The organism is Achromobacter sp. D7-1, from assembly GCF_059760445.1.
Genome location: NZ_JCBAMT010000002.1, coordinates 92,986 through 119,485, shown reverse-complemented (window position 1 = coordinate 119,485; position 26,500 = coordinate 92,986). Strand labels below are relative to the sequence as shown.

The window sequence follows — 26,500 nt, the reverse complement described above, 5'->3', positions numbered from 1 at the left end:
GCAAAGCAGTGGCAAATGCCGACATATTCATCAACCGCAGCGCTGTCCCGTTGCCTTTTTGCCTACGACGATAGGCCTTGAATGCACTCATGCTGCGCCGAAGCATGTTTCACGTGAAACATGCAATCCCTGCCTCTATAATGAGCACCGAACGCTCTCTTATCTTTCCCCCCCATCATGGACTATCCCCGCGAATTCGATGTCATCGTCGTCGGTGGCGGCCACGCCGGCACCGAAGCTGCGCTGGCTGCTGCCCGCACCGGCGCCCAGACGCTGCTGTTGACGCACAACATCGAAACCCTAGGCCAAATGTCTTGCAATCCCTCCATCGGTGGGATCGGCAAGGGCCACCTTGTGAAAGAAGTGGACGCCCTGGGCGGCGCCATGGCCTTGGCAACGGATGAAGCAGGGATCCAGTTCCGCATCTTGAATGGTTCGAAAGGCCCGGCAGTCCGGGCCACGCGCGCCCAAGCGGATCGCGTGCTGTACCGCAAGGCAATCCGTGGCCGCCTGGAAAACCAGCCGAATCTTTGGCTGTTTCAGCAAGCGGTTGAGGACCTGATGGTGGAGGGCGACCGCGTGGTCGGCGCCGTTACCCAGATCGGACTGCAATTCCGGGCGAAGTCCGTGGTGCTGACCGCGGGCACGTTTCTCAACGGCCTGATCCACGTGGGCCTGCAGAACTATTCGGGCGGTCGTGCTGGAGATCCTCCGGCCGTCTCGCTGGGTCAGCGGCTGAAGGAACTCAAGCTGCCGCAAGGCCGACTGAAGACTGGCACGCCGCCGCGCATCGATGGCCGCTCGATCAACTACAGCATCCTGGAAGAGCAGCCTGGCGACTTGAATCCGATTCCCGTGTTTTCCTACATGGGCAATGTCGGCATGCACCCGCGTCAATTGCCTTGCTGGATCACGCACACCAATGCGCGCACCCACGACATCATCCGCGGCGGCTTGGACCGCTCGCCGATGTACAGCGGCGTGATCGAAGGGGTGGGCCCGCGCTACTGCCCGTCCATCGAAGACAAGATCCATCGCTTTGCCGACAAGGAGTCGCACCAGGTCTTCCTGGAGCCCGAGGGCCTGGACACGCATGAGGTCTATCCGAATGGTGTGTCGACCAGCTTGTCGTTCGACGTGCAGCTGGCGCTTATCCATTCCTTGCCAGGACTGGAGAATGCGCACATCCTGCGTCCCGGCTACGCCATCGAGTACGACTACTTCGATCCACGTGGATTGAAGAGCACGCTGGAAACCAAGGCGATCGGGGGGCTGTACTTTGCCGGACAGATCAACGGCACCACGGGCTACGAAGAAGCCGCCGCACAAGGCCTGCTGGCCGGCGTCAATGCTGCGCTGTTCGCGCTGGATCGCGAGCAGTGGACCCCGCGCCGTGATGAAGCTTATCTGGGCGTGCTGGTGGACGACTTGGTTACGCGCGGCGTGACCGAGCCGTACCGCATGTTCACCTCTCGGGCCGAGTACCGTTTGAGCCTCCGTGAAGACAATGCCGATCTGCGTCTGACGGAAATCGGCCGCCGTCTTGGCATCGTCGACGATGCGCGCTGGGACGCCTTCAATCGGAAGCGCGACGCCGTGGCTGCCGAAGTCGAGCGCTTGAGATCTTCCTGGGTGAATCCGCGGCTGTTGCCCGCGGAAGTTGCCGAGCCGCTGCTGGGCAAGGCAATTGAACGTGAGTACTCACTTGCAGATCTGCTGAAACGGCCCAGTGTTTCCTATGAAGCCTTGATGGCCGCCCGCAACGCCGATGGCTCGCTGCTGGCTGGCCCTGGCGTGGTGGCGGACGAGGTGCTGGCCGAGCAGGTTGAGATCCAGGTGAAGTACGCCGGCTATATCGATCGCCAGCAGGTCGAAGTCCAGAAACAGATCGCACACGAACAGCAGGCCATTCCCGCCGATGTCGATTACGACGCGGTGACCAGCCTGTCATTCGAAGTGCGCCAGAAGCTCAAGACCCACCGGCCGGAAACCGTCGGCCAGGCCGCGCGCATCTCCGGCGTGACCCCTGCTGCAATTTCATTGCTGCTGATCCATCTGAAGCGCCTGCATTACGGCTCGCGCAAGCAAGCGGCATGAGCGCACACACCGATACGGCCGGCGCGGACATGGCCGGCCGCCTGTCTCGCGCATGCGAGCAGTTGGGCTTGGAGGCCGATGCCGCCACGATGGCCAAGCTGCTGAATTATCTGTCGCAGATGCAGCGCTGGAACCGCACCTATAACCTCACCGCCATCCGCGATCCGCAGCAGATGCTGATCCAGCATCTGTTCGACAGCCTGGCCGCCGTCGAGCCGTTCAACGAGGCGCTGGGCGCTTCAGGCACGCCGGCCAAGGTCTACGACGTCGGGTCGGGCGGCGGCCTGCCTGGCGTCGTTCTGGCGATCATGCGGCCGCACTGGTCGGTGACCTGCGTGGATGCGGTCGAAAAGAAAACGGCATTCGTGCGGCAGATGAGCGGCGTGCTGGCCTTGCCCAATCTGCAGGCCAGCCACGCCCGCATCGAAACGCTCACGCCTGCCGAGTGCAACATTGTCACGTCGCGCGCCTTCGCATCCTTGGACGATTTTGCGCAACTCGCAGGTCGCCATGTACGCAACGATGGTACCCTCGTCGCCATGAAGGGCAAGGTCCCCGAGGACGAAATACAGGCGCTGCATGCGCGCGGAGAATGGCAAGTCGATCACATCCAGCCGTTGCGCGTGCCTGAGCTAGAGGCCGAGCGCTGCCTCATCTGGATGCGCCGTAGTCAAGGAACCCTATGAAGAACATACCCCCCAGCACCTCCGCCCGCATTTTCTGCATTGCCAACCAGAAGGGCGGTGTGGGCAAGACGACGACCGCCATCAATCTGGCGGCGGGCCTTGCCACGCACAACCAACGTGTGCTGCTGGTGGATCTGGACCCGCAAGGCAATGCCACGATGGGTAGCGGCATCGACAAGAACTCGCTGGAGTCGAACCTGTACCAGGTGCTGATCGGTGAATCGAATATCGAGCAGGCCCGCGTCAAATCCGAATCGGGCGGCTATGACGTGCTGCCCGCCAACCGCGAACTGTCTGGCGCCGAAATCGACCTGGTGCAAATGGACCAGCGCGAACGCCAACTGAAGGCCGCGATCGATACCGTCGCCACCCAGTACGACTTCGTGCTGATCGATTGCCCGCCCACCCTGTCGTTGCTGACCCTGAATGGCCTGGCCGCCGCCCATGGCGTCATCATTCCGATGCAGTGCGAGTACTTCGCGCTGGAAGGCCTGTCCGACCTGGTCAATACCATCAAGCGCGTGCACCGGAACATCAATGACGACCTGCGTGTCATCGGTCTGCTACGCGTCATGTTCGATCCGCGCATGACCTTGCAGCAACAGGTGTCCGCGCAACTCGAGGCGCACTTCGGCGACAAGGTTTTCAAGACCGTCGTGCCGCGCAACGTGCGCCTGGCTGAAGCGCCCAGCTACGGCATGCCCGGCGTGGTGTACGACCGCGGCTCGCGCGGCGCGCAGGCCTATATCTCGTTTGGCGCTGAAATGATCGAGCGCGTGAGGAAGGACCTGAAGTAGGCCGCAACCATGTCCGCCGTCACGCTCTTTTCCCAGACCGAAACGCAAGCCTCCAGTACGCCGCGCATCGACGCGCGCGACAGCTTGCGCACGCGTCTGGAAGAGGCCGCGCTGAATGCCACGGCGGTGGGCGCGCAGCTGCTCTATGATGGTTGGCTGGTGCGCTTTGCGCATTCGCCTGTCAAGCGCGTGCGCAGCATCAATGTGCTGGGGTTATCCACACGTCCGCTGGACGAGCGGCTGGCGTATTGTTCATCGTTGTATGCGCGCCATGGCTTGCCCATGGTGCTGCGCATCACCTCCATCGGTCCCGATTTTTCCCTCGACGCCGAACTGGAGTCCCGCGGTTATACCTTTACCGACGAGACCCGAGTCATGTGCACGCCGCTCGCTCCCAGGGCCCATGTCCGGGGCGATCTGCACTTCAATATTGCCGATACCGAGCGCTTCGCGGCGGCGGTCGGGGCGATGCGCAACTCGGAATCCGGACACATCGCTGAACATCGGATGCGCCTGCAAGGACTGGCTGTGGATATCTCGCCGGTGCTGGCAACGGACGCGGCGGGACAGTGCGTAGCCGCGGGCCTGGCTGTCCGCGATGGCGATCTGCTCGGCCTGTTCGACATCGTTACCGACCCGGGGCAGCGACGTAAAGGCTACGCCGCGGCCCTGATTGAACACCTGTTGGCAACAGGCGCCGCCGGCGGCGCCACGACGGCCTATTTGCAGGTCGAGCCGGAGAATACAGCCGCGCGCGCTTTGTATGGCCGCTACGGTTTTAAAGACTGTTACGCGTATTGGTACCGCCTGCCCGCCGAGCAGGCGGACGCCTGAGCCTGGCTCGGGATACAAAAACAGAAGGAAAGAGGATTTAATTATGGCCACCAAGAAACCCAAGGGATTGGGCCGCGGACTGGACGCCTTGCTCGGCGCCGACGCGCCTGCCATCGAGAACATCGGCAAGGCTGCTGCCGCCGCCAAGCCCGAGGGTCCGCCGTCCACCTTGCCCGTCTCGAAGATGCGCGCCGGCAAGTATCAGCCGCGCACGCGCATGGACGAGGGCGCGTTGGGCGAATTGGCCGAATCGATCCGCACACAAGGCATCATGCAACCCATTCTTGTGCGCGCCCTGGGCGAGGTCGCGCCCGGCCACTATGAAATCATCGCCGGCGAACGCCGGTTCCGCGCGGCCCAGCTCGCCGGCCTGAAGGAAGTACCGGTGCTGGTGCGCGAAGTGGCCGACGAGAACGCGGCCGTCATGGCGCTGATCGAAAATATCCAGCGCGAAGACCTGAATCCGCTGGAAGAAGCGCAGGGCGTGCGCCGGCTGCTGGACGAATTCGGCCTGACGCATGAACAGGCCGCGCAAGCGATCGGCCGCTCGCGCTCGGCTACCAGCAACCTGCTGCGCCTCTTGAACCTGGCCGCGGCCGTGCAGACCATGCTGTTGGCGGGCGATGTGGACATGGGCCATGCGCGCGCACTGCTCGCCGTGGATGCCGCCACGCAGATCCAGCTGGCCAACCAGATCATTGCCCGCCGCCTGTCGGTGCGCGAAGCCGAAAAGCTGGTCGCCAAGACCGCCAAGGAAGCCGAGTCGTCCAACGCACCCAGGAAGAAGGCCAATGGCGCATCGCGCGACCTGACGCGCCTGGAAGAAGCCCTATCCGACCATTTGGGCACGCGCGTTGCGCTGAAAGTGGGCGCCAAGGAAAAGGGTCAGATCGTCATCGACTTTCACGGCTGGGAACACCTGAACTCCCTGCTCGAGCGCCAGGGCCTGTCCGGAGTGGTGGATGCCTGAGCGCGCGCTGCCCGTCATTGCGGTACTGGCGACGGGCGGCACGATCGCCGGCGCCCAGGTCGACGCGACTTCGGCCGGCTACAAGGCGGGCTCGTTTTCTGTTAACGACTTGCTGGCCGCCGTGCCGCAGCTGGCTGGCATCGCCGAGATCCGCGCCGAGCAGGTCGCCAACGTCGGCAGCCAGAACATGACGCACGCCGTGTGGCGCGCGCTGGCCGAGCGCGTGGACGCATTGTGCCGCGATGCCTCGGTGGCGGGTATTGTCATCACGCATGGCACGGATACGCTTGAGGAAACGGCGTACTTCCTGAGCCTGGTCATACGCCACGACAAGCCCGTGGTGCTGGTGGGGGCCATGCGTCCCGCCACCGCGCTGGGCGCCGAAGGTCCGGCCAATCTGTACAACGCGGTGGCGCTGGCGCGCCATCCCGAGGCGCGCGGCCGCGGACCGCTCGTCGTCATGAATGAAGACGTGCACTACGCCCGCGAAATCCAGAAGATCGCCAGCGCCGGCCTGTGCGCGTTCACCTCGCCCAATCGCGGCCGCGCGGGTGTCATGCATGGCGGCGCACCGTTCTTCTATTCGCGCAACACCACCACGCATACCGTGGAAAGCGAGTTTTCACTCGCATTGCTTGAAAAAGCCGGCTGGCCCCGCGTGGATGTCGTCTACGCTCACGCCAACCTGCAGGCAGACCTGATCGATTTTCTCGCTGATGCCGCAGACGGCATCGTGCTCGCTGGTGTGGGCGACGGCAATGCCACCGACCTGGCCATCGAAGGCCTGAGCCGCGCCGCGGCCAGCGGCGTGGCGGTGGTGCGCTCCAGCCGCACGGGCAGCGGCTTTGTCGCGCGCGATGTCGAACTCGATGACGCTCGCCTGGGATTCGTTGCCGCGCGCGACCTGAATCCCCAGAAGGCCCGCATCCTGCTGATGCTGGGCCTTTCGATCACGCGCGATCCGGCGGCCCTGCAGGATCTGTTCGACCGCTATTGATGCGCGGCGGCTGGACCGCCGCATTCTCCTGCTGCGCCAGTCCCAGGCTGGTCCTGAGCATGTCGTAGACCTGCCGCGTCAGCGGATTGATCAGGTCCGGCCTTATCCACAGGAAGTACGTTACGTCGGGCAGGGGCGGCAGCCCTTCCTTTTCGCCCAACACGCGCATCTCCGGCCCCAGTAGTTCCACGCTGCGGGCCGTGACACCCAGTCCGGCGCGCAAGGCGGCCTTTATCCCCACCAGAGTCGGCGCCACATAGTTGGTGTGCCAGCGCACGCGCGCCTGTTCCAGGGCCGTGAGCGCCAGCCGGCGGAAGATGCTGGGCTCGTCGGCCAGCACCAACGGCACCGGCGCATGCATGTCGTGCACGTAGTCGGCGGAGGCCAGCCAAACCGTGGGCGAGGTGCGCAGCGCCACGCCCTCGAAGTCCTGATCGAAGCGTGTGGATATCGTCAGGTCAAGCTCGCCGGCGCGCAGGGCATCCATCAGGAAGGGGCTGCGGTCCGTGCGGATTTCCAGCTTCACGCGCGGCGCCGCACGCGCGATGTGCGTCAGCAGCGTCGGCAGGATGGAGTCCGCCACGTCCAGCGGCGCGCCCAACCGCAGATCGCCTTCCAACGGCCCGTCTTGCAAGGCGCGCAGCGCCTCGTCGTTGATGGCCAGCATGTGGCGGGCGTACTCCACCAGGCGGCGTCCGTGCGACGACAGCACTTTGTTGCGGCCCTGTTTCTCGAACAGAGGCTGGCCGATGAGTGACTCCAGCCGCTGCATCTGCTGCGTCACGGCCGATTGCGTCTTATGCAGCCGATTGGCGGCTTCCGAGAAGGTCTCGTGCCGGGCGATGGCGGTCAGGGTGCGGAGCAGGTCCAGATCCAGGTTGCGCATGGTGGTCTAGAAAGTATTAGAGATGCTAATGGAATCTTAAGGCAATTTAAATTGTTCCACGGGAGGAGGACGGATACAGTCAATTCCATAACTCATGAAAATAGGGAAAATCGAAAGTGAGCACCGCACATCCTCATCAGGCTGGCATCGCCAGCGCCATCGGAAATATTAAAAAAACTGTAGGAAATAAGGGGCTGAACCGCGACAGCCTCCAGACCGTGCTGGATGAGTTGGTCGGCCTGGCCAGCCATACCGACTGGTGGGCCGCCGACCGCTATCCCGCGCCGGAAGACGGTGAGCGCCAGGCCCGCTACCTGATCGCCGAAGACGCCGACAAGAGCTATGCGCTCTATCTGAACGTCATGCGCCCCGGCAAGCAGATCGTCCCGCACAACCACACCACCTGGGCCTGTATCGCGGCCGTGGAAGGCGTGGAATACAACTACGTCTACGACCGCAGCGACGACGGTTCCGTGCCCGGCGTGGGCCGCCTGGAAAAGACCGGCACCGTGGTGGTCGGTCCCGGCGCGGGCATCGCACTGATGCCGGACGATATCCACGCCGTGGAGATCCAGGGCGACAGCGTCATCCGCCATCTGCACATGTACGGCCGCGCGCTGGAAACGCTGACCGAACGCCTGGCGTTCGATCTGGACGCCGGTACCTGCAAAGTCATGCCGATCGGCGTGCAAACCCGCCGCTGACATGGACAAGCCCTATCGGTCCGCCACGCGCCTGCTGCGCGCCGGTCGCCCACATCTTGGCTGGGTCAATACGCCGGTCACGCGCGCCAGCACCTACGTCTTCGACAGCGTGCAGGCTTGGCGCGATACGCGCAGCCGCCGCGAGCAGGAGCGCCTGCCGTCCTATGGCGCGCGCGGCACCGATAGCACGCACGCGCTGGAAGACGCCTTGGTGGAACTGGAAGAGGGCTATCGCGCCAAGCTGTATCCCACCGGGCAGGCCGCCATCGCCACGGTGCTGCTGGCCTATCTGCGCGCGGGCGACCACGTGCTGATCACGGATGCGGTGTATGAACCGGTGCGCCGCTTCTGCGCGGAACATCTATCGCGCATGGGGATTGCGTACACGTACTACCGGCCGGACGGCGCGGGCATCGAGGCGCTCATCCGTCCTGAAACCCGCATGATCTATGCGGAGTCGCCGGGCTCGCTGACCTACGAGATGCCGGATCTGCCGGCACTGGCCGCGCTGGCCCACGCGCATGATTGCTGGTTGGCTGTGGATAACACCTGGGCCTCCGGCTTGGTGCACAAACCGCTCACGCTGGGCGCCGACATCTCGATCCTCGCGGCCACCAAGTACCTGGGCGGGCATGCCGACGTGATGATGGGCGCGGTGATCTCCAATGCGCACGCCTGGAATCCGCTGGAGCGCGCCACCGTGGATCTGGGGCAGACCGTCGGCGCCGATGACGCCTACCTGGTGCTGCGCGGCATGCGCACGCTGCCATTGCGCATGGCGCAGCACGCCCGCAGCGCTCTGCGCGTGGCCGATTTTCTGTTGGGCCGCCCGGAAGTGGCGCATGTCCTTTGCCCGGCCTTGCCGGGCGATCCTTCCCATGCGTTGTGGCTGCGCGATTGCAGCGGCGCGAATGGTCTCTTGACGGTGGAATTTGCCGACGCGGTCGGCATGGACGACGTCGAGCGACTTATCAACAGCCTGCGGCTGTTCGGCATAGGCGCATCGTGGGGCGGCTTCGAAAGCCTGGTGATCCCCGTCAATCTGCGTGCCGCGCGATCCCTGCCGGATTCCACGCCACGTGGCGTCATGCTGCGTCTGCATGTGGGCCTGGAAGACCCCGACGACCTCATTGCCGATCTTGAGCAAGCGCTATCCCAACTCTTTCCGTCCTCTCTGAACACCATGATGCATCCCACCCAAGACCAGCTCGTCGCCGACGTCGATCCGCACACGCTCAAGCAATGGTTGCATGACGGGGCGGAGATCGCGCTGCTGGACGTGCGCGAGCACGGCCAGTATGGCGAGGGGCATCTCTTTTACGCCGCGCCCGTGCCCTACAGTCGGCTGGAAGTGGATATCGTGCGCCTGGCGCCGCGGCGCGATGTGCGGATTGCCATCTACGACGAGGGCGGCGCCGACGACACGGCGGCGCGCGCCGCGCAGGCTTTGGGCGCGCTGGGATACCGCAACGTGCGCCGCCTGGCTGGCGGTATCGCGCAATGGCAGCGCGACGGCTATGCCGTGTTCGCCGGCGTGAACGTGCCCAGCAAAACCTTCGGCGAATTGGCCGAAGAAGTTTTCCACACCCCCCGTATCGGCGCGCGCGATCTGGCCGAGCGCCAGCGCCGCGGCGACGACCTCATCGTGCTGGATGGCCGGCCTTACGCCGAGTATCAGAAGATGAGCATCCCCGGCGGCATCTGCTGCCCCAACGGCGAACTGGCGCTGCGCGCCCACGCGCTGGCGAGCAATCCACAGACCACCATCGTGGTGAACTGCGCCGGCCGCACGCGCAGCATCATCGGGGCGCAGACGCTGATCAACCTGGGCGTGCCGAATCCGGTTTACGCGCTGGAGAACGGCACCCAGGGCTGGTACCTGGAAGACCTGCAGCTGGAACACGGTGCGCGCCGCCGCTACGACGACGGTGTCGCGGCGCAGGACCTGCCCGCGCTGGCGCAGCGTTCCTTGCTATTGGCCGAAAGCCATGGCGTGCCCATGGTGAGTGCCGAAGAGGTACAGGGGTGGTTGCGCGACAAGACCCGCAGCACCTTCCTGTGCGATGTGCGCGGCGCCGAAGAGTACGCGCAAGGTTCCTTGCCCGGCGCGCAGCATACGCCTGGCGGTCAGCTGATCCAGGCCACGGACCAGTACCTGGCCGTGCGGGGCGCGCGCATCGTGGTGTTCGACGCCGAGGGCGTGCGCGCGCCGGTGGTCGCTAGCTGGCTGAGGCAGATGGGCTGGGATGCCAGCGTGCTGCGCGAAGGCGTGCACGCAAGCCTGGACAACCCTGTGGAAAAAGCGCCGGTGCCGCAATTGCCCCTGATGACCGATGCGCAGCTTGCCGCTGCGCTTGCGCAAGGTGCGCAACTGGTCGACCTGCGTCCCAGCATGCGCTATCGCGCCGACCATATCTCCGGCGCGCGCTGGTCGATCCGTCCGCGCCTGGCCAGCCTGCGCTTGGACGCGGCACGTCCCGTGGTGCTGCTGGCCGAGGACGCGGCCCTGGCTGCGTGGGCTGCGCAAGACCTGCGGGCGCAGGGCGTGAGCGACATCCGGGGCAACACCGGCGATCCCGCCAGCTGGCGCGCGCAGGGCATCGCATTGGCGTCCGCGCCGGCCGAGCCCGCCGACGCCGACTGCATCGACTATCTGTTTTTCGTGCATGACCGCCACGACGGCAACAAGGCCGCCGCGCGCCAGTACCTGGCCTGGGAGACCAACCTGGTCAAGCAGATCGATGAACGCGAATTGGCGGGCTACCGCTTTCCGGCCGGCTGATACCGGAACCGCCGCGCAGGCCTGATCCGGTCCGGCGGCACAGCAGACGCATCAATCCGAAAAGTACGCCCCGGCCTTCATGGCCGGGGTGCGGACGGTTCACGCCGAACCGGAATGCAAAGGACGGCCGAGTATCCGGCTGCCAATCACAAGGGGAATTCCAGATGAAGCACCATGCATCGCACGTACGCAAGGCCGCCGCCGCGGCCCTGGCTGGCCTGCTGTGGGGGACTGTTGTCCACGCCCAGGCGCCCGCGCCTTTGCCGGACTATCCCAAGCAGGCCATCACGGTCGTGTCGCCATTTCCGCCGGGCGGGGGCAATGACGGCGTCGCGCGTCTGCTCGCGCAGGAACTGGGCGCCATCACGGGCCAGAGCGTGGTGGTGGAAAACCGCTCGGGCGCGGGCGGCAACGTCGGCACGGCGCAGGTGGCGCGTGCCAAGCCCGACGGCTACACCCTGGTGATGTCGCAGACCAGCGTGATGGCGGTCAATCCGCGTTTGTACAAGAACGTGGGCTTTGATCCGGTGAAGGACTTCATGCCCATCTCGCAGATCACCTCCGCGCCGTTGGTGCTGGTGGCCCGCAGCGAAAGCCCCTACCGGACCCTGAACGACTATCTGGAAGCCGCGCGCAAGCAGCCCGGCGTGGTGACCTACGCGACCCCTGGCAACGGCACCATGAGCCATCTGATGGGGGCGCTGCTGTCGCAGAAGGCCGGCGTGAAACTGGTGCACGTGCCGTACCGGGGCGCGGCACCCGCCATCACCGACCTGATGGGCGGCACGGTGGATATGTTGATAACTTCGCCCGCGTCGGCCGAACCCATGGTCGCCGCCGGCAAGCTGCGCATCCTGGCGCTCAGCCACGAGAACAGCATCGGCATTTTCAAGGGGGCGCCCACGCTCAAGCAGGCGGGCATGGAGGGCATTACCGCCGACGATTGGTACGGACTGTTCGCGCCCGCCGGTACGCCGCCCGAGCGCATTGCCTACCTGGCGCAAGCCGTGGCGCAGGCAATGAAATCGCCCGCCGTGATCGCCAAGATCAACAGCGGCGGCAGCTGGGCGGTGGGCAGCCAGCCTGCTGCGTTCAAGACGCGGCTGCAGGAGGACACCGTGTATTGGGCCGACATGGTGAAGACTGCCGGCGTGTCGCTGGACTGACGCGGCGGGCTAGCGCTACACCGCCACGACCTTGCCGACCGCGGACTTCAAGGCGGCGTAGGCGGGCGACTTCTGCGCGCTGGTGTTGGTGACCAGATGGTCGATGCGGTCCGCGCTGCAATAGGACACGCGGCTGCACAGGCCGATCTTGCTGAAATCGGCCAACAGCACCAGCTGCTTGGCGTTGGCCGCCATGGCGCGCGCCACCTCGGCCTCGCGCAGGTCGTAGTTGGTGGCGCCGAATTCGGCGTCCACGCCCACCGGCGACAGCAGCGCCAGGTCGGCGCGATAGCGATGGATCTCGGCGATCGTGATGTCGCCGGCCGTGGCGCATACCGGGCCGCCCACGGATCCGCCCAGCATGATCAGCTGGTTGGCGCCGTTGCCGGCCGTGCCCACTTTCAAGGCCACGTCGAACGAATTGGTAATGACGGTCAGCCCCGACAATTTGGCCAGTTCGTCGGCCAGCACGCTGGTGGTGCTGCCGGCGTCCAGGAACAGGGTCTGGCCGCTGGATACCAGGCCTGCCGCCGCGCGCGCGATGGCGCGCTTGTACTTGACGCGGGTGTGCACGCGTTCCGCGATGGGCGGTTCGCTGTGCACCGGCACGGCGCCGCCGTGCACCCGGCGCAATTCCCCCATGGCCTCGAGTTCGAGCAGGTCACGCCTGACCGTTTCCCGCGAGACCCCCAGTTCGCCGACGATACGGTCGGTCGATACCTGCTGCAATGAAGACAGCAGGGCGCGGATTCTCTGATACCGCTCTTCTTGCCACATGTCCGATGCTTCCTAATCTATGTCCGGCGCCGTGCGGCCGCGGCGATCAGCGCGCGCAATGCCAGCAGGGACCCTCCCACGACCAGCATGATAAGGGTTGAATAGGCCGCGGCCTGCGAGACGAAGCCGGCTTCGTCCAGACGCAGGACAGAAACCGGCGCCACGCTGACGGAAGGCGTGACCAGGAAGATCACCGCCGACAGGGTCACCATGGACCGCATGAACAGAAAGAAGAACACGCCCAGCACGGTCGGGCCGATCAGCGGCAGCACCGCGTCGCGCAGCACCCGCAGCGTGCCGCCGCCCAGGCAGCTGACTGCTTCCTCCAGTGCCTGCGGCACCGCGCGCATGCCGGTCATCATCGTCAGGAAGCCTTGCGTGTGGTAGTGGTAGAAGTTGCACAAGGCGATCAGTGCGGCGCTGCCATACAGCGCATACAGGGGCGTACCAGGGGCGTTGAAGGCAAAGATGTACGACAGGCCCAGCACCAGGCCCGGAACGCCTACCGGCAGTACCGACACCAGGTACACCAGCTTGGCCCATGCGCGCGGAATCCGGCATACGCCGAAGCTCAGGAAGAACAGCAGCAGTACGCCGCCGCCCGCCGCCGCCAGTGAGAGGTACAGGGACGTCCAGAGCGGCGTGTAGCCGCCGCTGACGGTGATGTCGTAATGCTTCAGCGTCCATTCCATGCGGTACGGCCACAGCCGCATGAAGCTGGCGAAGATCACCGTGGCCACCGTCAGGATGATCGTGCCGCACGCAAGCAGCACACCGGCGGTAAACGCCGCGTCGCGCCCGGGGGCCGGCTGCGGTGAGACCCGCAGGCCGCTGGGCGAGGCCGAGCCGAACTGGCGCTGCGAGGCGACGCGCTCGATCTGCACCGATATCAGCGAGGGCAGCAGCAGCAGGATGCCGACCACGGAGCCCATGCCGAAGTTCATCTGCCCGGATACCTGGCTGTAGATCTCGGTGGCCAGTACCCGGTAGTTGCCGCCGATCACGGCGGCGTTGCCGAAATCGGTAATGGTGATGACGAACACTACGAATGCCGCGCTCAGCAGGCCGAATTTGCAGTTGGGCAGGGTGATGTCGAAAAACTGGCGCGCGCTGGAGGCGCCCATGACTTCGGCCGCGTCGTAGTAGCGCGCGTCCATGTTGCGCAAGGCCGCCTGCAGGATCAGCACGGCCTGGGGCAGGGCGTAGAACACGTTGGAGATCAACAGGCCCCAGAAGCCGTAGATGTCGATTTCCCAGCCGGTCCAGCGGTGCACCAGCCCATTGCGTCCCAGCAGGAAGATGAGCCCCAGGCCCTGCACCAGCGACGGCGCCAGCAGCGGCAGCACCAGCGCCAGCCGCACGGCGGCCTTGCCGCGCATGCAGCTGCGGTCCAGGCCATAGGCGATGGCGAAGCCCAGCGTGATGCTGACCACCGTGGTGGCGGCGCTCATGACCAGGCTGTTGAGCGTGGCGGTGAGGACGCCGCGAGTGGCGAAGACCTCGGCATAGTTGCCCAGGCCGACCGAGCCGTCTTTTTCGACCAGGCTACGCCAGGCGACGGTAGCCAGCGGATAGAGGAAGAACAGCGCCAGGCCCGCCAGGGGGATGCCGACGCAGGTCCACAACAATACGCGGTCCGCCGACCAGGGCGCGCGGCCGGCGGGCGCCGCGATGGCCGTGCTGGCGTGGGCGGCGCTCAAGCGGCGGCTCCGGTTCGCATGCTGCGGTCCGTCATACGCTGACCCAGGCACATTGGCCCGGCTCCATGTCCAGGCGCACGGGGGCGCCGCGCGACAGGCCGGCGGCGCCATGCTGTTCCACCAGAAGTTCGCGCCCCTGCCAGGCGACCCGCAAGCGGGTGAGATTGCCCATGAAGGTCATGTCTTGCACACGACCCGGGCCTTGCTCATCCGCGGCGATGCGCAGGCTTTCCGGCCGCAAGCAGGCCTCGTAGCGTTCGCTGGCTCCCTCGGGCCGCGTCGCCAGCAGCTGGGGCATGGCTTCGCGCACCCAGTCGGTGGGCAGCAGATTGCTCAGCCCCACGAAGTTCGCCACGAAGCGCGTGCGCGGCCGCAGATACAGGTCGGAAGGCGAGCCCACCTGTTCGATGCGTCCATCGTTCATGCAGACGATCTTGTCGGCCAGCGTCAGCGCTTCCTCCTGATCGTGCGTCACCATCACGGTGGGGATCTTCAGGCGCCGCTGCACCTCGTGGATCTCGGCGCGCATGTCGGTGCGCACGCGCGCATCCAGCGCGGAGAGCGGCTCGTCCAGCAGGATCAGCGCCGGATCCACCGCCAGCGCGCGCGCCAGCGCTACGCGCTGCTGCTGGCCGCCCGACAGCTGGTGCGGGTAGCGTTCGGCATAGTCGGGCAGTTTGATCAGTGCCAGCAGTTCTTTCACGCGCGTGGCGATGCGGTCGCGCGGCTCGCCGCGGATGCGCAGGCCGTAGCCCACGTTTTCCGCCACGGTCATGTTGGGGAACAGGGAATACGACTGGAACACGATGCCGAAGCCGCGCTTGCGCGCAGGCAGCGCGCTCAGGTCACGTCCGCCCAGCGTGATGGTGCCGCGGTCGAATGGCAGCAGGCCCGCCACGATGCGCAGCAAAGTGGTTTTGCCACAGCCGCTGGGGCCGAGCAGGCAGACGAATTCATGCTCGCCCACGGACAGGTCGATGTCTTGCAGCGCTACCGACGCATCGAACGTCTTGCGTATCCCGCGCAATTCCAGATACATGGCGTCTCCAGGACGGGCGGCGGCCGGCTTGCCACCGGCCGCCGGCCCATCAACGCTTGATGGTTTCCTGCCAGGTCTTGATGGTGGCGTCCCGTTCCGCGGCTGACTTGGGGAAGTCCACGGGATACAGCACGGCGGTCAGGTCCTTGGGCAGGCCCGCGGCCTCGGCGGCCTTGTTGGGCGTGGCGCCGGGGATGGTCACCAGTTCCTTGTACTTGCTGTACAGGCCGCCCGCTTGTGCCGACAGCGTCCAGTCGAGGAAGCGCTTGGCGTCGGCGGGATTCTTGGCCGTCTTCATCAGGCCCGAGGCTTCCAGCTCGTAGCCCACCCATTTGGACGGAATCACCATCTTGATGGGAAAGCCTTCCTCGATGGACTGCATGGCGGGGAAGGCGAAGGACACGCCGATGGCGTACTCGCCGGCACGCGCCATTTTGCAGGGACGCGAGCCGGACGGCGTGTATTGCGCCACGTTCTTGTCCAGGTCCTTGAGCAGCGCCCAGCCCTTTTCCTTGCCCATGCCCTGCAGCAGCGCGACGATCTGCAGATAGCCGGTGCCGGAGGCCGCGGGGCTGGGGATAACGATTTCGCCCTTGTAGACCGGCTTGGTCAGGTCTTCCCAGGACGTGGGCATGGGCAGGTTCTTGGACTTGAGCCTGTCCGTGTTGACACAGAATGCGGCGACATAGCCGGTGGCCGCGAACCACTTCTGGTCGGCGCCCTTGTACTGGGCGGGCAGGGCGTCCATGCCCTTGGCCGCGTACGGCTCGAGCAGGTTCTGCAGGCGCGGGTCCAGCATGTTGCTGACGGCGAAGCCCCAGATCACGTCCTGCTGTGGGTTGGAGGCCTCGGCGATCAGGCGGGCGCCCAGGTCGCCGGTGGACAGCCGCAGCACATTGACCTTCACATCGGGCATGGCGGCGTTGGCGGCCTTCAGGTAGGCCGCGATCTCGTCTTCTTCGAGGGCGGTGTAGACGGTGATGGCGCCGGCATGGGCCTGCGTCCAACCTAGGGAAATTACTGCAACCACAAGGCCAAGCTTCTTCATACATTGCATGATGGGACTCCGGTTGGAATACACGGCAACGGTGGCGAGCTACGTAGGCGGGCAGTCTTCTGCAACCCATCCGGCAGGTTGCAGTTTTATGTATGTTTGCAAATTTGTGGCAACGTGTCTAGACTGGAAAAACCTGTATTCAAGGGTTTTTTTGGCGTAGGCGCATCCTCCCGCGCCACGCCTGGAGCTCATCGATGCAAACTTCACCGCCGTTATCCGCGCAGCAGCTGGCCGCGTACTCCTCGTTCGCCCAGACGCTGGCGGACCGTGTGCGCCCCTTGTCGCGCAAATGGTTCCGGCACCCGCTGGACGTCGACACCAAGGCCGACGCAAGCCCGGTCACGCAGGCGGACAAGGAGGTCGAGGCCGCCTTGCGCGAGGCCATCGCCCAGCACTATCCCGACCACGGCATCTTTGGTGAAGAGTTCGGCGCCTCGCACGCCGAAGCCGAGTTCGTGTGGTCGCTGGATCCCATCGACGGCACGCGCGCCTTCATTTCCGGCAACCCGCTGTGGGGCACCTTGCTGGCGCTGCTGCACCGGGGCAAGTCCGTGCTGGGCGTGATCGACATCCCCATGCTGGACGAACGCTGGATCGGCGCGGCCGGTGCAGCCGCGCAGCTGAACGGCGTTGTCTGCCGCGCCAGCGCCTGTACCGAGCTGCGGCAGGCCATTTTGTACGCCACCTCTCCCGACATCTTTGTCGGCGCGGAACTGGCCGCTTTCGAGGCGCTGACGCAGGCCGCGCGCATGCGCCGCTACGGCGGCGATTGCTATAGCTACGGCCTGCTGGCCAGCGGGCACGTCGACCTGGTGGTCGAGTCCGGCCTGCAGCCGTATGACTATCTGGCGCTGATGCCCGTGATCGAAGGGGCTGGCGGCGTCATTACCGATTGGTCGGGGCAGCCGCTCAGCCTCGAATCGCAGGGCCGCGTCGTCGCGGCCGCCACGCCGCAGTTGCATCGCCAGGCGATGCGGGTGCTGGGGGCGGCCATGACCTGAACGCCGCGTCGCCCGCCCGCAGTTCAACGCAACGCTTCAGCCACAAGGTGAAAGAGCATGCATGCACTAGGGGTAGCAACGGTGGAAGACGCGGAGCGGCTGGTGCAAGCCAGCCAGCTCTCGCACATCAAGGTAGGCTTGTCCGACGTCGACGGCGTCATGCTGGGAAAATACTTGCGGCGCGACAAATTCCTGGGCGCGCTGCGCTCGGGGCTGGCGTTCTGCGACGTGGTGTTCGGCTGGGATCTGGACGACCAGCTCTACGACAACACCAAGTACACCGGGTGGCACACGGCCTATCCCGATGCCAAGCTCAGGATCATCCCGCAAAGCGGCCGCCGGCTGCCGCTGGAACAGGGGCCGGGCGGCGAAGACATGCTGCTGTTCCTGGCGGAATTCGAGGGCGACGCCGGCGCCATCTGTCCGCGGCGGCTGCTGCACCGCACCCTGGACCGCGCCGCGGGCATGGGCTACGACGTCTACGCCGCGCTCGAGTACGAATTCTTCATGTTCCGCGAGACGCCGCACTCCGTGCGCGCCAAGAACTATCGCAACATGGAGAACTGGACCCCAGGAAATTTCGGCTACTCCGTGCTGCGCAGCACCGTCGAAGGCGACTTCTACCGCAAGCTGCTGGACATGTGCGAACGCATGGACATGCCTATCGAGGGGCTGCACACCGAGACGGGACCCGGCGTGCTGGAAGCGGCCCTGGCGGTGGACCTGGCAGCTGCCGCGGGCGACAAGGCCTTTCTGTTCAAGACCTTCACCAAGGCGCTGGCGCAGCAGAACGGGCTGATGGCGACCTTCATGGCGAAGTGGTCGCACGATCATCCGGGCCAAAGCGGCCACATCCATCTGTCGCTGCGTGACCACAAGACCAACCGTTCTGCCTTCTACGACGAATCGCGGCCGCATGGCATGAGCGCTACGCAAGCCTCCTTCATGGCTGGCGTGCAGCGCTATCTGCCGGAGTTCATGGCCCTGTACGCGCAAACCATCAACAGCTATTCGCGCCTGGTGCCCGGATATTGGGCGCCGCTGGACGCTACCTGGGGCATGGAGAACCGCACCACCGCGCTGCGGCTGATTCCGGGCAGCGACAAGTCGCAGCGCGTCGAGGTGCGCATCGGATCGGCCGACGCCAATCCCTATCTGGCCTTGTCCGCCGCCCTGGCTTCGGGGCTATATGGCATCGAACAAGGGTTGACGCCCGAGCCCATGGTGCAAGGCAATGCCTACACGCAGCAGTTTCCAGCGCATCTGCGCCTGCCCACCACCTTGTGGGAAGCCGCGCAGCGGCTGCGCGAATCCGAAGCCGCGCGCCATCTGTTCGGCGACGCCTTCGTCGAGCACTACGCGGCCACGCGCGAATGGGAAGAACGGCAGTTCCGGCGCCACGTGACCGACTGGGAACTGGCGCGCTACTTCGAAATCATCTGAATTCAAACCAAACCGCTTGCGCAGGGCAGACATGACTCAGGAACTTATTACCATCAGTCCCATCGACGGGCGCGAGGTTGTGCGCCGTCCCTATGCCAGCGAGGCGCAGATCGCGCAGGCGCTTGCCGACGCCCAAGCCGCGCAAGCCGCGTGGCAGGCGCTGGGCGTGGAGGGGCGGGGACGCATCGTGTCGGCGGCAGTCGATCGCTTCGTCGCCGCGAAGGAAGAGGTCGCGCGCGCCATTACCATCCAGATGGGGCGTCCGTTGCGCTACACGCCGGGCGAGGTAGCAGGCTTCGAGGCGCGCGCGCGCCACATGATCGCGATCGCTGGCGATGCGCTGGCACCCATCCAGGTTCCGGAACAAACCGGCTTCACTCGCTTCATCAGCCGCGAACCGATAGGCGTAGCGTTGACGATAGCGCCATGGAACTACCCTTTGTTGACGGCGGTGAACAGCATCGTGCCTGCGCTGATGGCGGGCAACACCGTCATCCTCAAGCATTCCGACCAGACGCCCTTGTGCGCCGAACTGATCGACCGCGCGTTCCGCGAGGCGGGGGCGCCCAAGGGCGTGTTCCAGTATCTGCATGCCAACCACGACATCGTGCATCGGCTGATCCGCGCACCGGAGATCGGCTATGTCTCGTTCACCGGCTCCGTGCGCGGCGGGCATGCCGTGGAAGAGAGCGCGGCCGGGCGTTTCATAGGCGCAGGCCTGGAACTCGGCGGCAATGATCCGGCCTATGTGCGGGCAGACGCGAAGATCGATCACGCGGTCGAAACCCTGGTGGACGGCGCGTTCTTCAATTCGGGCCAGTCCTGCTGCGGCATCCAGCGCATCTACGTGGCGCGTGCGCGGTACGACGAATTCGTCGAGCGCGCCGCCGAACTGACGCGCAGCTATGTCCTGGGGAATCCGCTGCACGCCGATACCACGTTGGGTCCCGTAGTGCGTGCGAAGGCCGCCGCCGAGATACGCGGAATAATCGATGAAGCGGTGTCGGCCGGCGCCAGAAATATGATGGATAGCTCACATTTCAAGGAAGCGAGCATAGGCTCGCCTTATGTTGCGCCAGCGTTGCTGACACAGGTCGATCACCGCATGCGCATCATGAACGACGAATGCTTTGGGCCTGCGGTCGGCATCATGCCGGTGGACAGTGATGAGGAAGCCATCGGCCTGATGAACGACAGTCCTTATGGGCTGACGGCGGCGGTCTTCACTCAGGATCAGGAGGCCGCGTTGCATATCGGCGGACAGGTTCGCACCGGAACGTTCTTCATGAACCGCTGCGACTATCTGGATCCCGCGCTGGCGTGGACCGGCGTGAAGAACTCCGGCCGCGGCGTGTCCTTGTCTGCGGTCGGCTACGAACAACTGACGCAAGCCAAATCCTTTCATCTGCGCAGCGTCTGACAGGACGCCATCAGGAAACCAGCCATGACTCTGCCCAGCGTAAATTGGAACTATCCCACCGCCATCAAGGCCGGCCCCGGCCGCATCAAGGAACTGCCGGAACTGTGCCGCGGGCTTGGCATGACGCGTCCGTTGCTGGTGACGGATCCCGGGCTGGCCGCCTTGCCCATGGTCGCGGACGTGCTGCGCGCATGCGGTGACGCCGGCCTGGAGTGCGGCCTGTTCCACGAAATAAAAGGCAACCCCACGGGCCGCAACGTCGACGATGGCGTGCGCGCATACAAACAAGGCAGCCACGATGGCGTGATTGCATTCGGCGGAGGTTCCGCGCTGGACGCTGCCAAGGCAATCGCACTGATGGCGGGACAGGCGCGGCCCTTGTGGGATTTCGAGGACATTGGCGATAACTACCTGCGGGTCGATGTGGCAGGCATGGCGCCAGTGGTGGCGGTGCCGACCACCGCGGGCACGGGTTCGGAGGTAGGGCGCGCGTCCGTCATCACCGACGAGGCCGCCGAGGTCAAGCGCATCATCTTCCATGCGCGCATGCTGCCGTCCGTCGTGATCCTGGACCCGGAACTGACAGTCGGCCTGCCGCCGAAGATCACGGCGGCAACCGGCATGGACGCGCTGTCGCACAATCTGGAGGCCTACTGTTCGCCATTCTTCCATCCCATGGCGGCTGGCATCGCGATCGAAGGCATGCGTCTGGTGAAGGAATATCTGCCGCAGGCGGTGGCCGATGGCGGGGACCTGCAGGCGCGGCTGCAAATGCTGGTGGCTTCCAGCATGGGCGCGACGGCTTTCCAGCGCGGGCTGGGCGCCATGCATGCGCTGGCGCATCCGCTGGGCGCGTTGTACGACGCGCATCACGGCACGCTCAACGCAATCCTCATGCCCTATGTGCTGAAAGCCAACCAGCATGCGGTGGCGCCGCGCCTGGAAGCGTTGGCGCGTTACCTGGGCCTGCCCGATCCTGGCCCGGGAGCGGTGCTGGATTGGGTGCTGAGCCTGCGCGAGACGCTCGGCATTCCCCACACCCTGGCGGAAATTGGCATCGACGATGCCCAGGCGGAGCGGGTCGGGCGCATGGCGGCCGAGGATCCCTCGGCCGGCGGCAACCCCGTCAACTACACGCCAGAGCAGTATTCCGATCTTTTCCGTGCAGCAATTCGCGGAAACCTGTAAGCTTCGCCCCCTCTGCGCGGAAACGCAGTGGGGGTTGAAGAAGGATTTTGAATATTTCGTCCGAAGCGTTTGACAGCGGATTTGAAAGTGTTCATAATCTCGAATTCTCCGCTGGAGGAGTGCCCGAGTGGTTAAAGGGGGCAGACTGTAAATCTGTTGGCCTTGCGCCTACGTTGGTTCGAATCCAACCTCCTCCACCAGAGACCCATACCCAAATCCAGGCGCGGTTGGCCTGGATTTAAAATGTAAGGCCCGGAAAGCCGAACGACCTTCGCAAAGAAGGCTGCAACGTTTTCCAGGGCTTTGGATTGAAAAGGTTTGGGAAAGAGAAGGTGAAAGGGTATGCCGCGGGTGTAGCTCAATGGTAGAGCAGAAGCCTTCCAAGCTTACGACGAGGGTTCGATTCCCTTCACCCGCTCCAAGATTTTTAAATGCCCATGTGGCTCAGTGGTAGAGCACTCCCTTGGTAAGGGAGAGGTCGCGCGTTCGATCCGCGCCATGGGCACCACAAATTTCGAAGTTCTTTTCTTCAGTCTGAAGCGCAATCCAGGTCAGGAGTCAGCCATGGCAAAAGGCAAGTTTGAACGTACCAAGCCGCACGTGAACGTGGGTACGATTGGTCACGTTGACCACGGCAAAACGACGTTGACGGCCGCTATCACGACCGTTCTGTCGAACAAGTTCGGTGGCGAAGCCAAGGGCTACGACCAGATCGATGCGACTCCTGAAGAAAAGGCTCGCGGCATCACGATCAACACGGCTCACGTCGAGTACGAAACGGAAGCGCGTCACTACGCGCACGTTGACTGCCCGGGCCACGCTGACTACGTGAAGAACATGATCACGGGCGCGGCGCAAATGGACGGCGCGATCCTGGTGGTGTCGGCCGCTGACGGCCCGATGCCGCAGACCCGCGAACACATCCTGCTGTCGCGCCAGGTTGGCGTGCCGTACATCATCGTCTTCCTGAACAAGGCTGACATGGTTGACGACGCCGAGCTGCTCGAGCTGGTGGAAATGGAAGTTCGCGAACTGCTGTCGAAGTACGACTTCCCGGGCGACGACACGCCGATCGTGAAGGGTTCGGCCAAGCTGGCGCTGGAAGGCGACAAGGGCGAACTGGGCGAGCAAGCCATCATGGCTCTGGCCGCAGCACTGGATTCGTACATCCCGACGCCCGAGCGCGCCGTGGACGGCACGTTCCTGATGCCGGTTGAAGACGTGTTCTCGATCTCGGGTCGCGGCACCGTGGTGACCGGCCGTATCGAACGCGGCATCGTCAAGGTCGGCGAAGAAATCGAAATCGTCGGTATCGTTCCGACGGTCAAGACGACTTGCACCGGCGTGGAAATGTTCCGCAAGCTGCTGGACCAAGGTCAAGCCGGCGACAACGTGGGCATCCTGCTGCGCGGCACCAAGCGTGAAGACGTCCAGCGTGGCCAAGTGCTGGCCAAGCCGGGCTCGATCACCCCGCACACGGACTTCACGTCCGAGGTGTACATCCTGTCCAAGGAAGAAGGCGGCCGTCACACTCCGTTCTTCCAGGGCTATCGTCCCCAGTTCTACTTCCGCACGACGGACGTGACGGGCACGATCGAACTGCCGGCCGACAAGGAAATGGTTCTGCCGGGCGACAACGTGGCCATGACGGTCAAGCTGTTGGCTCCGATCGCCATGGAAGAAGGCCTGCGTTTCGCCATCCGTGAAGGCGGTCGTACCGTCGGCGCCGGCGTCGTCGCCAAGATCCTGAAGTAAGCAATACCCGGATGGGTAGAGCGGGCTGAAAAGTCCCTCTATCCATCTTTGCCGTAAAAGTAGTATGATGTCTGGTTCCGCAACCTTGCGCGTAGCGCCAGGTGGGAAGTCAGTGAATGTGTAGTGCAAGCCAGTAGTGTTTTAGGGGCATAGCTCAATTGGCAGAGCGTCGGTCTCCAAAACCGAAGGTTGTAGGTTCGATTCCTACTGCCCCTGCCACCGCCAGGATAAACCCGCGGGAGATCATCGCGAGTTACGCATTCACGGCGGCTCGCGTCGCAATATGTCTAATACCAGCGTAGAAACCGTAACCAGTACCGCCGACCGGGTCAAGCTCGGGCTGGCGGTTCTTGTCGTTATTGCTGGCATCGTCGGGTTCTCCGTGCTGAGCGCGCAACCGATGCCTGCTCGTGTCGGCGTTTTCGTCGGCGGTCTCGTGATCGCAGCCGTGATCGCCTGGTTCAGCGAACCCGGCCGCCGCACCCTGAGCTTCGCCAGCGAGTCCTACAACGAAGTCAAGCGTGTCTCGTGGCCCACGCGCAAGGAAACGACCCAGATGACGGGTATCGTTTTCGCGTTTGTGGCGGTCATGGGCCTTTTCATGTGGGTGCTCGACAAGGGCATCGAATGGATTCTCTACGGCCTGCTGTTGGGCTGGAAATAAGGACGGCGAATGAGTAAGCGTTGGTATGTCGTCCATGTGTACTCCGGCATGGAAAAAAGCGTACACAAGGCCCTGAACGAGCGCATCGAGCGCGCGGGCCTGCAAACGTCGTTTGGCCGCATTCTTGTGCCCTCCGAGGAAGTCGTCGAGGTCAAGGGTGGCCAGAAGTCGATCACCGAGCGCCGCATTTTCCCCGGTTATGTCCTGGTTGAAATGGACCTGACCGACGAAACGTGGCACCTGGTCAAGAACACCAACCGCGTCACCGGCTTTTTGGGTGGCTCGGGCAACCGTCCGACCCCGATTTCCGAAAAGGAAGTCGAGAAGATCCTCTCCCAGATGGAAGAGGGTGTCGAGAAACCCCGCCCCAAGATCCTGTTCGAAGTGGGCGAGATGGTTCGGGTCAAGGAAGGTCCGTTTGCGGACTTCAACGGCAACGTCGAAGAAGTCAACTACGAAAAGAGCAAGGTGCGTGTGTCCGTCACCATTTTTGGTCGCGCCACGCCCGTCGAACTCGATTTCAGTCAGGTCGAAAAGACCTAATTTCAACCCCCGGGGAGCTCCCAGGCCTCAGTGCCCAGGAGCGATATAACCCGCAAGGAGCAAAGCATGGCGAAGAAGATCGTCGGCTTTATCAAGCTGCAAGTGCCGGCTGGTAAGGCTAACCCCTCCCCCCCGATTGGCCCGGCCCTGGGTCAGCGTGGCCTGAACATCATGGAATTCTGCAAGGCGTTCAACGCCAAGACCCAAGGCATGGAGCCTGGTCTGCCGATTCCCGTGGTGATCACCGCCTTCGCGGACAAGAGCTTCACCTTCATCATGAAGACCCCGCCCGCGACGGTCCTCATCAAGAAGGCCGCCGGCGTGCAAAAGGGTTCGTCCAAGCCGCATACCGACAAGGTCGGCACGCTGACCCGCGCTCAAGCTGAAGAGATCGCCAAGGCCAAGGGCCCCGATCTGACCGCCGCTGATCTGGACGCCGCCGTGCGTACGATCGCTGGCAGCGCCCGCAGCATGGGCATCACGGTTGAGGGGATCTAATCATGGCAAAACTGTCCAAGCGCGCCGCCGCCATTGCGCAGAAGATCGACCGTACCAAGATGTACCCGGTCGCTGAAGCCCTGACCCTGGTCAAGGAAACCGCCGTCGCCAAGTTCAATGAATCCATTGACGTGGCCGTGCAGCTCGGCATCGACCCGAAGAAGTCGGACCAACTGGTCCGCGGCTCGGTCGTTCTGCCCGCCGGCACCGGCAAGTCGGTCCGCGTCGCCGTGTTCGCCCAAGGCGACAAGGCTGAAGCCGCCAAGGCCGCTGGCGCCGACATCGTCGGCCTGGACGACCTGGCTGACCAGATCAAGGCCGGTCAAATGGACTTCGACGTGGTCATCGCCTCGCCCGACACGATGCGTGTCGTGGGTGCCCTGGGCCAGATCCTGGGCCCCCGTGGCCTGATGCCGAACCCGAAGGTCGGCACCGTGACCCCGGACGTCGCCACCGCTGTCAAGAACGCCAAGGCCGGTCAGGTTCAGTACCGTACCGACAAGGCTGGCATCATCCACGCAACGATCGGCCGCGCGTCGTTCGGCGTGGAACAGCTGCAAACCAACCTGGCCGCTCTGGTCGACGCCCTGCAAAAGGCTCGTCCCGCAGCTGCCAAGGGTATTTACCTGCGCAAGCTGGCCGTTTCGTCCACGATGGGCGGCGGTGCGCGCGTGGAAATTGCCTCGCTGTCGGCCAACTAAGCCGATAGCAGTAAACGTACTTTGGGCTGCATCCGGATTCCTCCGGATGTTGCTGTCAAAGACCGCTGGAGCAGGGTGGTTCAAGCAGTACCGGACCACTCCGCTTAATCCCGAAGCCCGCAAGGTTCGGATCCAGCGTAGACGGCGTCCCCAGGAAGATTTCTTTACACGAAGAACTCGACCAGGCGCCGCATTCGGTTGACGCGCAAGGCTCAGGCCCCAGGCGTCTTTTGATGGAGTGTTCAAACCGTGAGTCTCAATCGTCAAGAGAAAGCGGTGGTAATCGAGGAAGTCTCGGCGGAAGTCGCCAAGGCCCAATCGATTGTTATCGCTGAGTACCGTGGTCTGGACGTCGCCTCTGTCACCGTACTGCGCAAAACTGCGCGTGAATCGGGCGTGTATCTGCGTGTTCTGAAGAACTCGCTGGCCCGTCGTGCTGTTGCCGGCACGGCTTTCGAGCCGTTGGCTGAGCAACTGACCGGTCCGCTGATCTATGGCATCAGCGCTGATCCGGTTTCGGCGGCCAAGGTCCTCGCAGGTTTCGCGAAAAGCAACGACAAGCTGGTCATCAAGGCGGGCGCTCTGCCCAACAGCCTGCTGAACCAAGACGGCGTGAAGGCCCTGGCCACCATGCCCTCGCGCGAAGAGTTGCTGTCGAAACTGCTGGGCACCATGCAAGCCCCCATCGCGCAATTCGTGCGTACGCTCAACGAAGTTCCGACCAAGTTCGCCCGTGGCCTCGCGGCTGTGCGCGACCAAAAGGCAGCGGCCTAATCGCCCTGCTGTCCGGAATTC

General features: G+C 64.3%; 24 protein-coding genes, 4 tRNA genes and 1 pseudogene. 24 read left to right on the top strand and 5 right to left on the bottom strand.

The genetic code is table 11. The annotated features are described in order from the left end of the window. Positions 1–177 precede the first annotated feature (177 nt). From mnmG to AC6LKD_RS01820, 6 genes are read left to right on the top strand one after another with little or no spacing between them, the layout of a single operon-like run. On the top strand, positions 178–2,097 hold the full coding sequence (mnmG, locus tag AC6LKD_RS01845; RefSeq protein WP_498114871.1) for a tRNA uridine-5-carboxymethylaminomethyl(34) synthesis enzyme MnmG: 1,920 nt from the start codon (positions 178–180) through the stop codon (positions 2,095–2,097). Beyond that, positions 2,094–2,783 (top strand): 16S rRNA (guanine(527)-N(7))-methyltransferase RsmG, encoded by a 690-nt coding sequence (gene rsmG, locus AC6LKD_RS01840; protein WP_492275685.1) that lies wholly within the window; start codon positions 2,094–2,096, stop codon positions 2,781–2,783. Before mnmG ends, rsmG begins: the two co-directional genes overlap by 4 nt. Next, positions 2,780–3,580 (top strand): ParA family protein, encoded by an 801-nt coding sequence (locus AC6LKD_RS01835; protein WP_013397050.1) that lies wholly within the window; start codon positions 2,780–2,782, stop codon positions 3,578–3,580. The genes rsmG and AC6LKD_RS01835 overlap by 4 nt, the downstream gene beginning before the upstream one ends. Before the next feature lie 9 nt (positions 3,581–3,589). After that, complete coding sequence (locus tag AC6LKD_RS01830; RefSeq protein WP_498114869.1) at positions 3,590–4,414, top strand: GNAT family N-acetyltransferase; 825 nt, start codon at positions 3,590–3,592, stop codon at positions 4,412–4,414. A gap of 43 nt (positions 4,415–4,457) precedes the next feature. Next, positions 4,458–5,384: a ParB/RepB/Spo0J family partition protein gene (locus AC6LKD_RS01825; protein WP_492275683.1), complete on the top strand. Its 927-nt coding sequence runs from the start codon at positions 4,458–4,460 to the stop codon at positions 5,382–5,384. Then, positions 5,377–6,381, top strand: a complete 1,005-nt coding sequence (locus tag AC6LKD_RS01820; protein WP_498114867.1) for an asparaginase — start codon at positions 5,377–5,379, stop codon at positions 6,379–6,381. Before AC6LKD_RS01825 ends, AC6LKD_RS01820 begins: the two co-directional genes overlap by 8 nt. Here the strand turns inward: AC6LKD_RS01820 and AC6LKD_RS01815 are convergent. Further along, positions 6,335–7,267 (bottom strand): LysR substrate-binding domain-containing protein, encoded by a 933-nt coding sequence (locus AC6LKD_RS01815; protein WP_013397046.1) that lies wholly within the window; start codon positions 7,265–7,267, stop codon positions 6,335–6,337. The genes AC6LKD_RS01820 and AC6LKD_RS01815 overlap by 47 nt on opposite strands. 116 nt (positions 7,268–7,383) lie before the next feature. Here AC6LKD_RS01815 and AC6LKD_RS01810 point away from each other — a divergent pair, with 116 nt between their 5' ends. The 4 genes and pseudogenes from AC6LKD_RS01810 (at position 7,384) to AC6LKD_RS01795 (ending at position 11,919) form a co-directional block, all read left to right on the top strand. Further along, positions 7,384–7,971: a cysteine dioxygenase family protein gene (locus tag AC6LKD_RS01810; RefSeq protein ID WP_498114865.1), complete on the top strand. Its 588-nt coding sequence runs from the start codon at positions 7,384–7,386 to the stop codon at positions 7,969–7,971. 1 nt (position 7,972) lies between these two features. Further along, positions 7,973–9,115: pseudogene (gene metC / locus AC6LKD_RS01805) on the top strand (cystathionine beta-lyase); the annotation flags it as partial. Between the two features lie 39 nt (positions 9,116–9,154). Beyond that, complete coding sequence (locus AC6LKD_RS01800; protein WP_498114930.1) at positions 9,155–10,753, top strand: rhodanese-like domain-containing protein; 1,599 nt, start codon at positions 9,155–9,157, stop codon at positions 10,751–10,753. Between the two features lie 164 nt (positions 10,754–10,917). Then, on the top strand, positions 10,918–11,919 hold the full coding sequence (locus AC6LKD_RS01795; protein WP_013397043.1) for a Bug family tripartite tricarboxylate transporter substrate binding protein: 1,002 nt from the start codon (positions 10,918–10,920) through the stop codon (positions 11,917–11,919). A gap of 15 nt (positions 11,920–11,934) precedes the next feature. Here the strand turns inward: AC6LKD_RS01795 and AC6LKD_RS01790 are convergent, their stop codons facing one another. From AC6LKD_RS01790 to AC6LKD_RS01775, 4 genes are read right to left on the bottom strand one after another with little or no spacing between them, the layout of a single operon-like run. Then, the gene (locus AC6LKD_RS01790; protein WP_013397042.1) at positions 11,935–12,696 is read right to left on the bottom strand and encodes a DeoR/GlpR family DNA-binding transcription regulator; all 762 of its coding nucleotides are present in this window, start codon (positions 12,694–12,696) and stop codon (positions 11,935–11,937) included. 17 nt (positions 12,697–12,713) lie between these two features. After that, positions 12,714–14,396 carry an ABC transporter permease subunit gene (locus tag AC6LKD_RS01785; protein ID WP_498114863.1) on the bottom strand — a complete coding sequence of 561 codons (1,683 nt, stop codon included), beginning with the start codon at positions 14,394–14,396 and terminating at the stop codon, positions 12,714–12,716. A 31-nt stretch (positions 14,397–14,427) separates the two neighbouring features. Further along, positions 14,428–15,435, bottom strand: coding sequence for an ABC transporter ATP-binding protein (locus AC6LKD_RS01780; protein ID WP_498114861.1), 1,008 nt, complete (start codon positions 15,433–15,435; stop codon positions 14,428–14,430). 49 nt (positions 15,436–15,484) lie between these two features. Then, a complete protein-coding gene (locus AC6LKD_RS01775) occupies positions 15,485–16,492 on the bottom strand; it encodes an ABC transporter substrate-binding protein (RefSeq protein WP_013397039.1) in 1,008 nt (335 codons plus the stop codon). Between the two features lie 194 nt (positions 16,493–16,686). On the opposite strand from AC6LKD_RS01775, the gene hisN reads away from it, so the two are divergent. From hisN to rplJ, 14 genes are all read left to right on the top strand, one after another. Further along, positions 16,687–17,493: a histidinol-phosphatase gene (gene hisN / locus AC6LKD_RS01770; RefSeq protein WP_498114859.1), complete on the top strand. Its 807-nt coding sequence runs from the start codon at positions 16,687–16,689 to the stop codon at positions 17,491–17,493. Positions 17,494–17,550: 57 nt separating this feature from the next. Then, positions 17,551–18,936 carry a glutamine synthetase family protein gene (locus tag AC6LKD_RS01765; protein WP_498114857.1) on the top strand — a complete coding sequence of 462 codons (1,386 nt, stop codon included), beginning with the start codon at positions 17,551–17,553 and terminating at the stop codon, positions 18,934–18,936. A gap of 31 nt (positions 18,937–18,967) precedes the next feature. Next, a complete protein-coding gene (locus tag AC6LKD_RS01760; RefSeq protein WP_498114855.1) occupies positions 18,968–20,356 on the top strand; it encodes an aldehyde dehydrogenase family protein in 1,389 nt (462 codons plus the stop codon). A 24-nt stretch (positions 20,357–20,380) separates the two neighbouring features. Then, entirely contained in the window at positions 20,381–21,544 is a 1,164-nt protein-coding gene (locus AC6LKD_RS01755; RefSeq protein ID WP_498114853.1) for an iron-containing alcohol dehydrogenase, read from the top strand. A gap of 113 nt (positions 21,545–21,657) precedes the next feature. Beyond that, positions 21,658–21,744: transfer RNA gene (locus AC6LKD_RS01750), tRNA-Tyr, on the top strand. A gap of 147 nt (positions 21,745–21,891) precedes the next feature. Next, a tRNA-Gly gene (locus tag AC6LKD_RS01745) sits at positions 21,892–21,965 on the top strand. A 12-nt stretch (positions 21,966–21,977) separates the two neighbouring features. After that, positions 21,978–22,052 (top strand) — tRNA-Thr (locus AC6LKD_RS01740). Positions 22,053–22,108: 56 nt separating this feature from the next. Continuing rightward, the gene (tuf, locus tag AC6LKD_RS01735) at positions 22,109–23,299 is read left to right on the top strand and encodes an elongation factor Tu (RefSeq protein ID WP_013397021.1); all 1,191 of its coding nucleotides are present in this window, start codon (positions 22,109–22,111) and stop codon (positions 23,297–23,299) included. A 143-nt stretch (positions 23,300–23,442) separates the two neighbouring features. Continuing rightward, positions 23,443–23,518, top strand: a tRNA-Trp gene (locus AC6LKD_RS01730). Positions 23,519–23,582: 64 nt separating this feature from the next. Next, positions 23,583–23,963: a preprotein translocase subunit SecE gene (gene secE / locus AC6LKD_RS01725; protein WP_013397034.1), complete on the top strand. Its 381-nt coding sequence runs from the start codon at positions 23,583–23,585 to the stop codon at positions 23,961–23,963. Positions 23,964–23,972: 9 nt separating this feature from the next. Beyond that, on the top strand, positions 23,973–24,506 hold the full coding sequence (gene nusG / locus AC6LKD_RS01720; protein ID WP_006389586.1) for a transcription termination/antitermination protein NusG: 534 nt from the start codon (positions 23,973–23,975) through the stop codon (positions 24,504–24,506). 66 nt (positions 24,507–24,572) lie between these two features. Next, entirely contained in the window at positions 24,573–25,004 is a 432-nt protein-coding gene (rplK, locus tag AC6LKD_RS01715) for a 50S ribosomal protein L11 (protein WP_006389587.1), read from the top strand. A 2-nt stretch (positions 25,005–25,006) separates the two neighbouring features. Next, a complete protein-coding gene (gene rplA / locus AC6LKD_RS01710) occupies positions 25,007–25,705 on the top strand; it encodes a 50S ribosomal protein L1 (RefSeq protein WP_013397033.1) in 699 nt (232 codons plus the stop codon). Positions 25,706–25,954: 249 nt separating this feature from the next. Next, a complete protein-coding gene (rplJ, locus tag AC6LKD_RS01705) occupies positions 25,955–26,479 on the top strand; it encodes a 50S ribosomal protein L10 (protein WP_013397032.1) in 525 nt (174 codons plus the stop codon). Positions 26,480–26,500 lie beyond the last annotated feature (21 nt).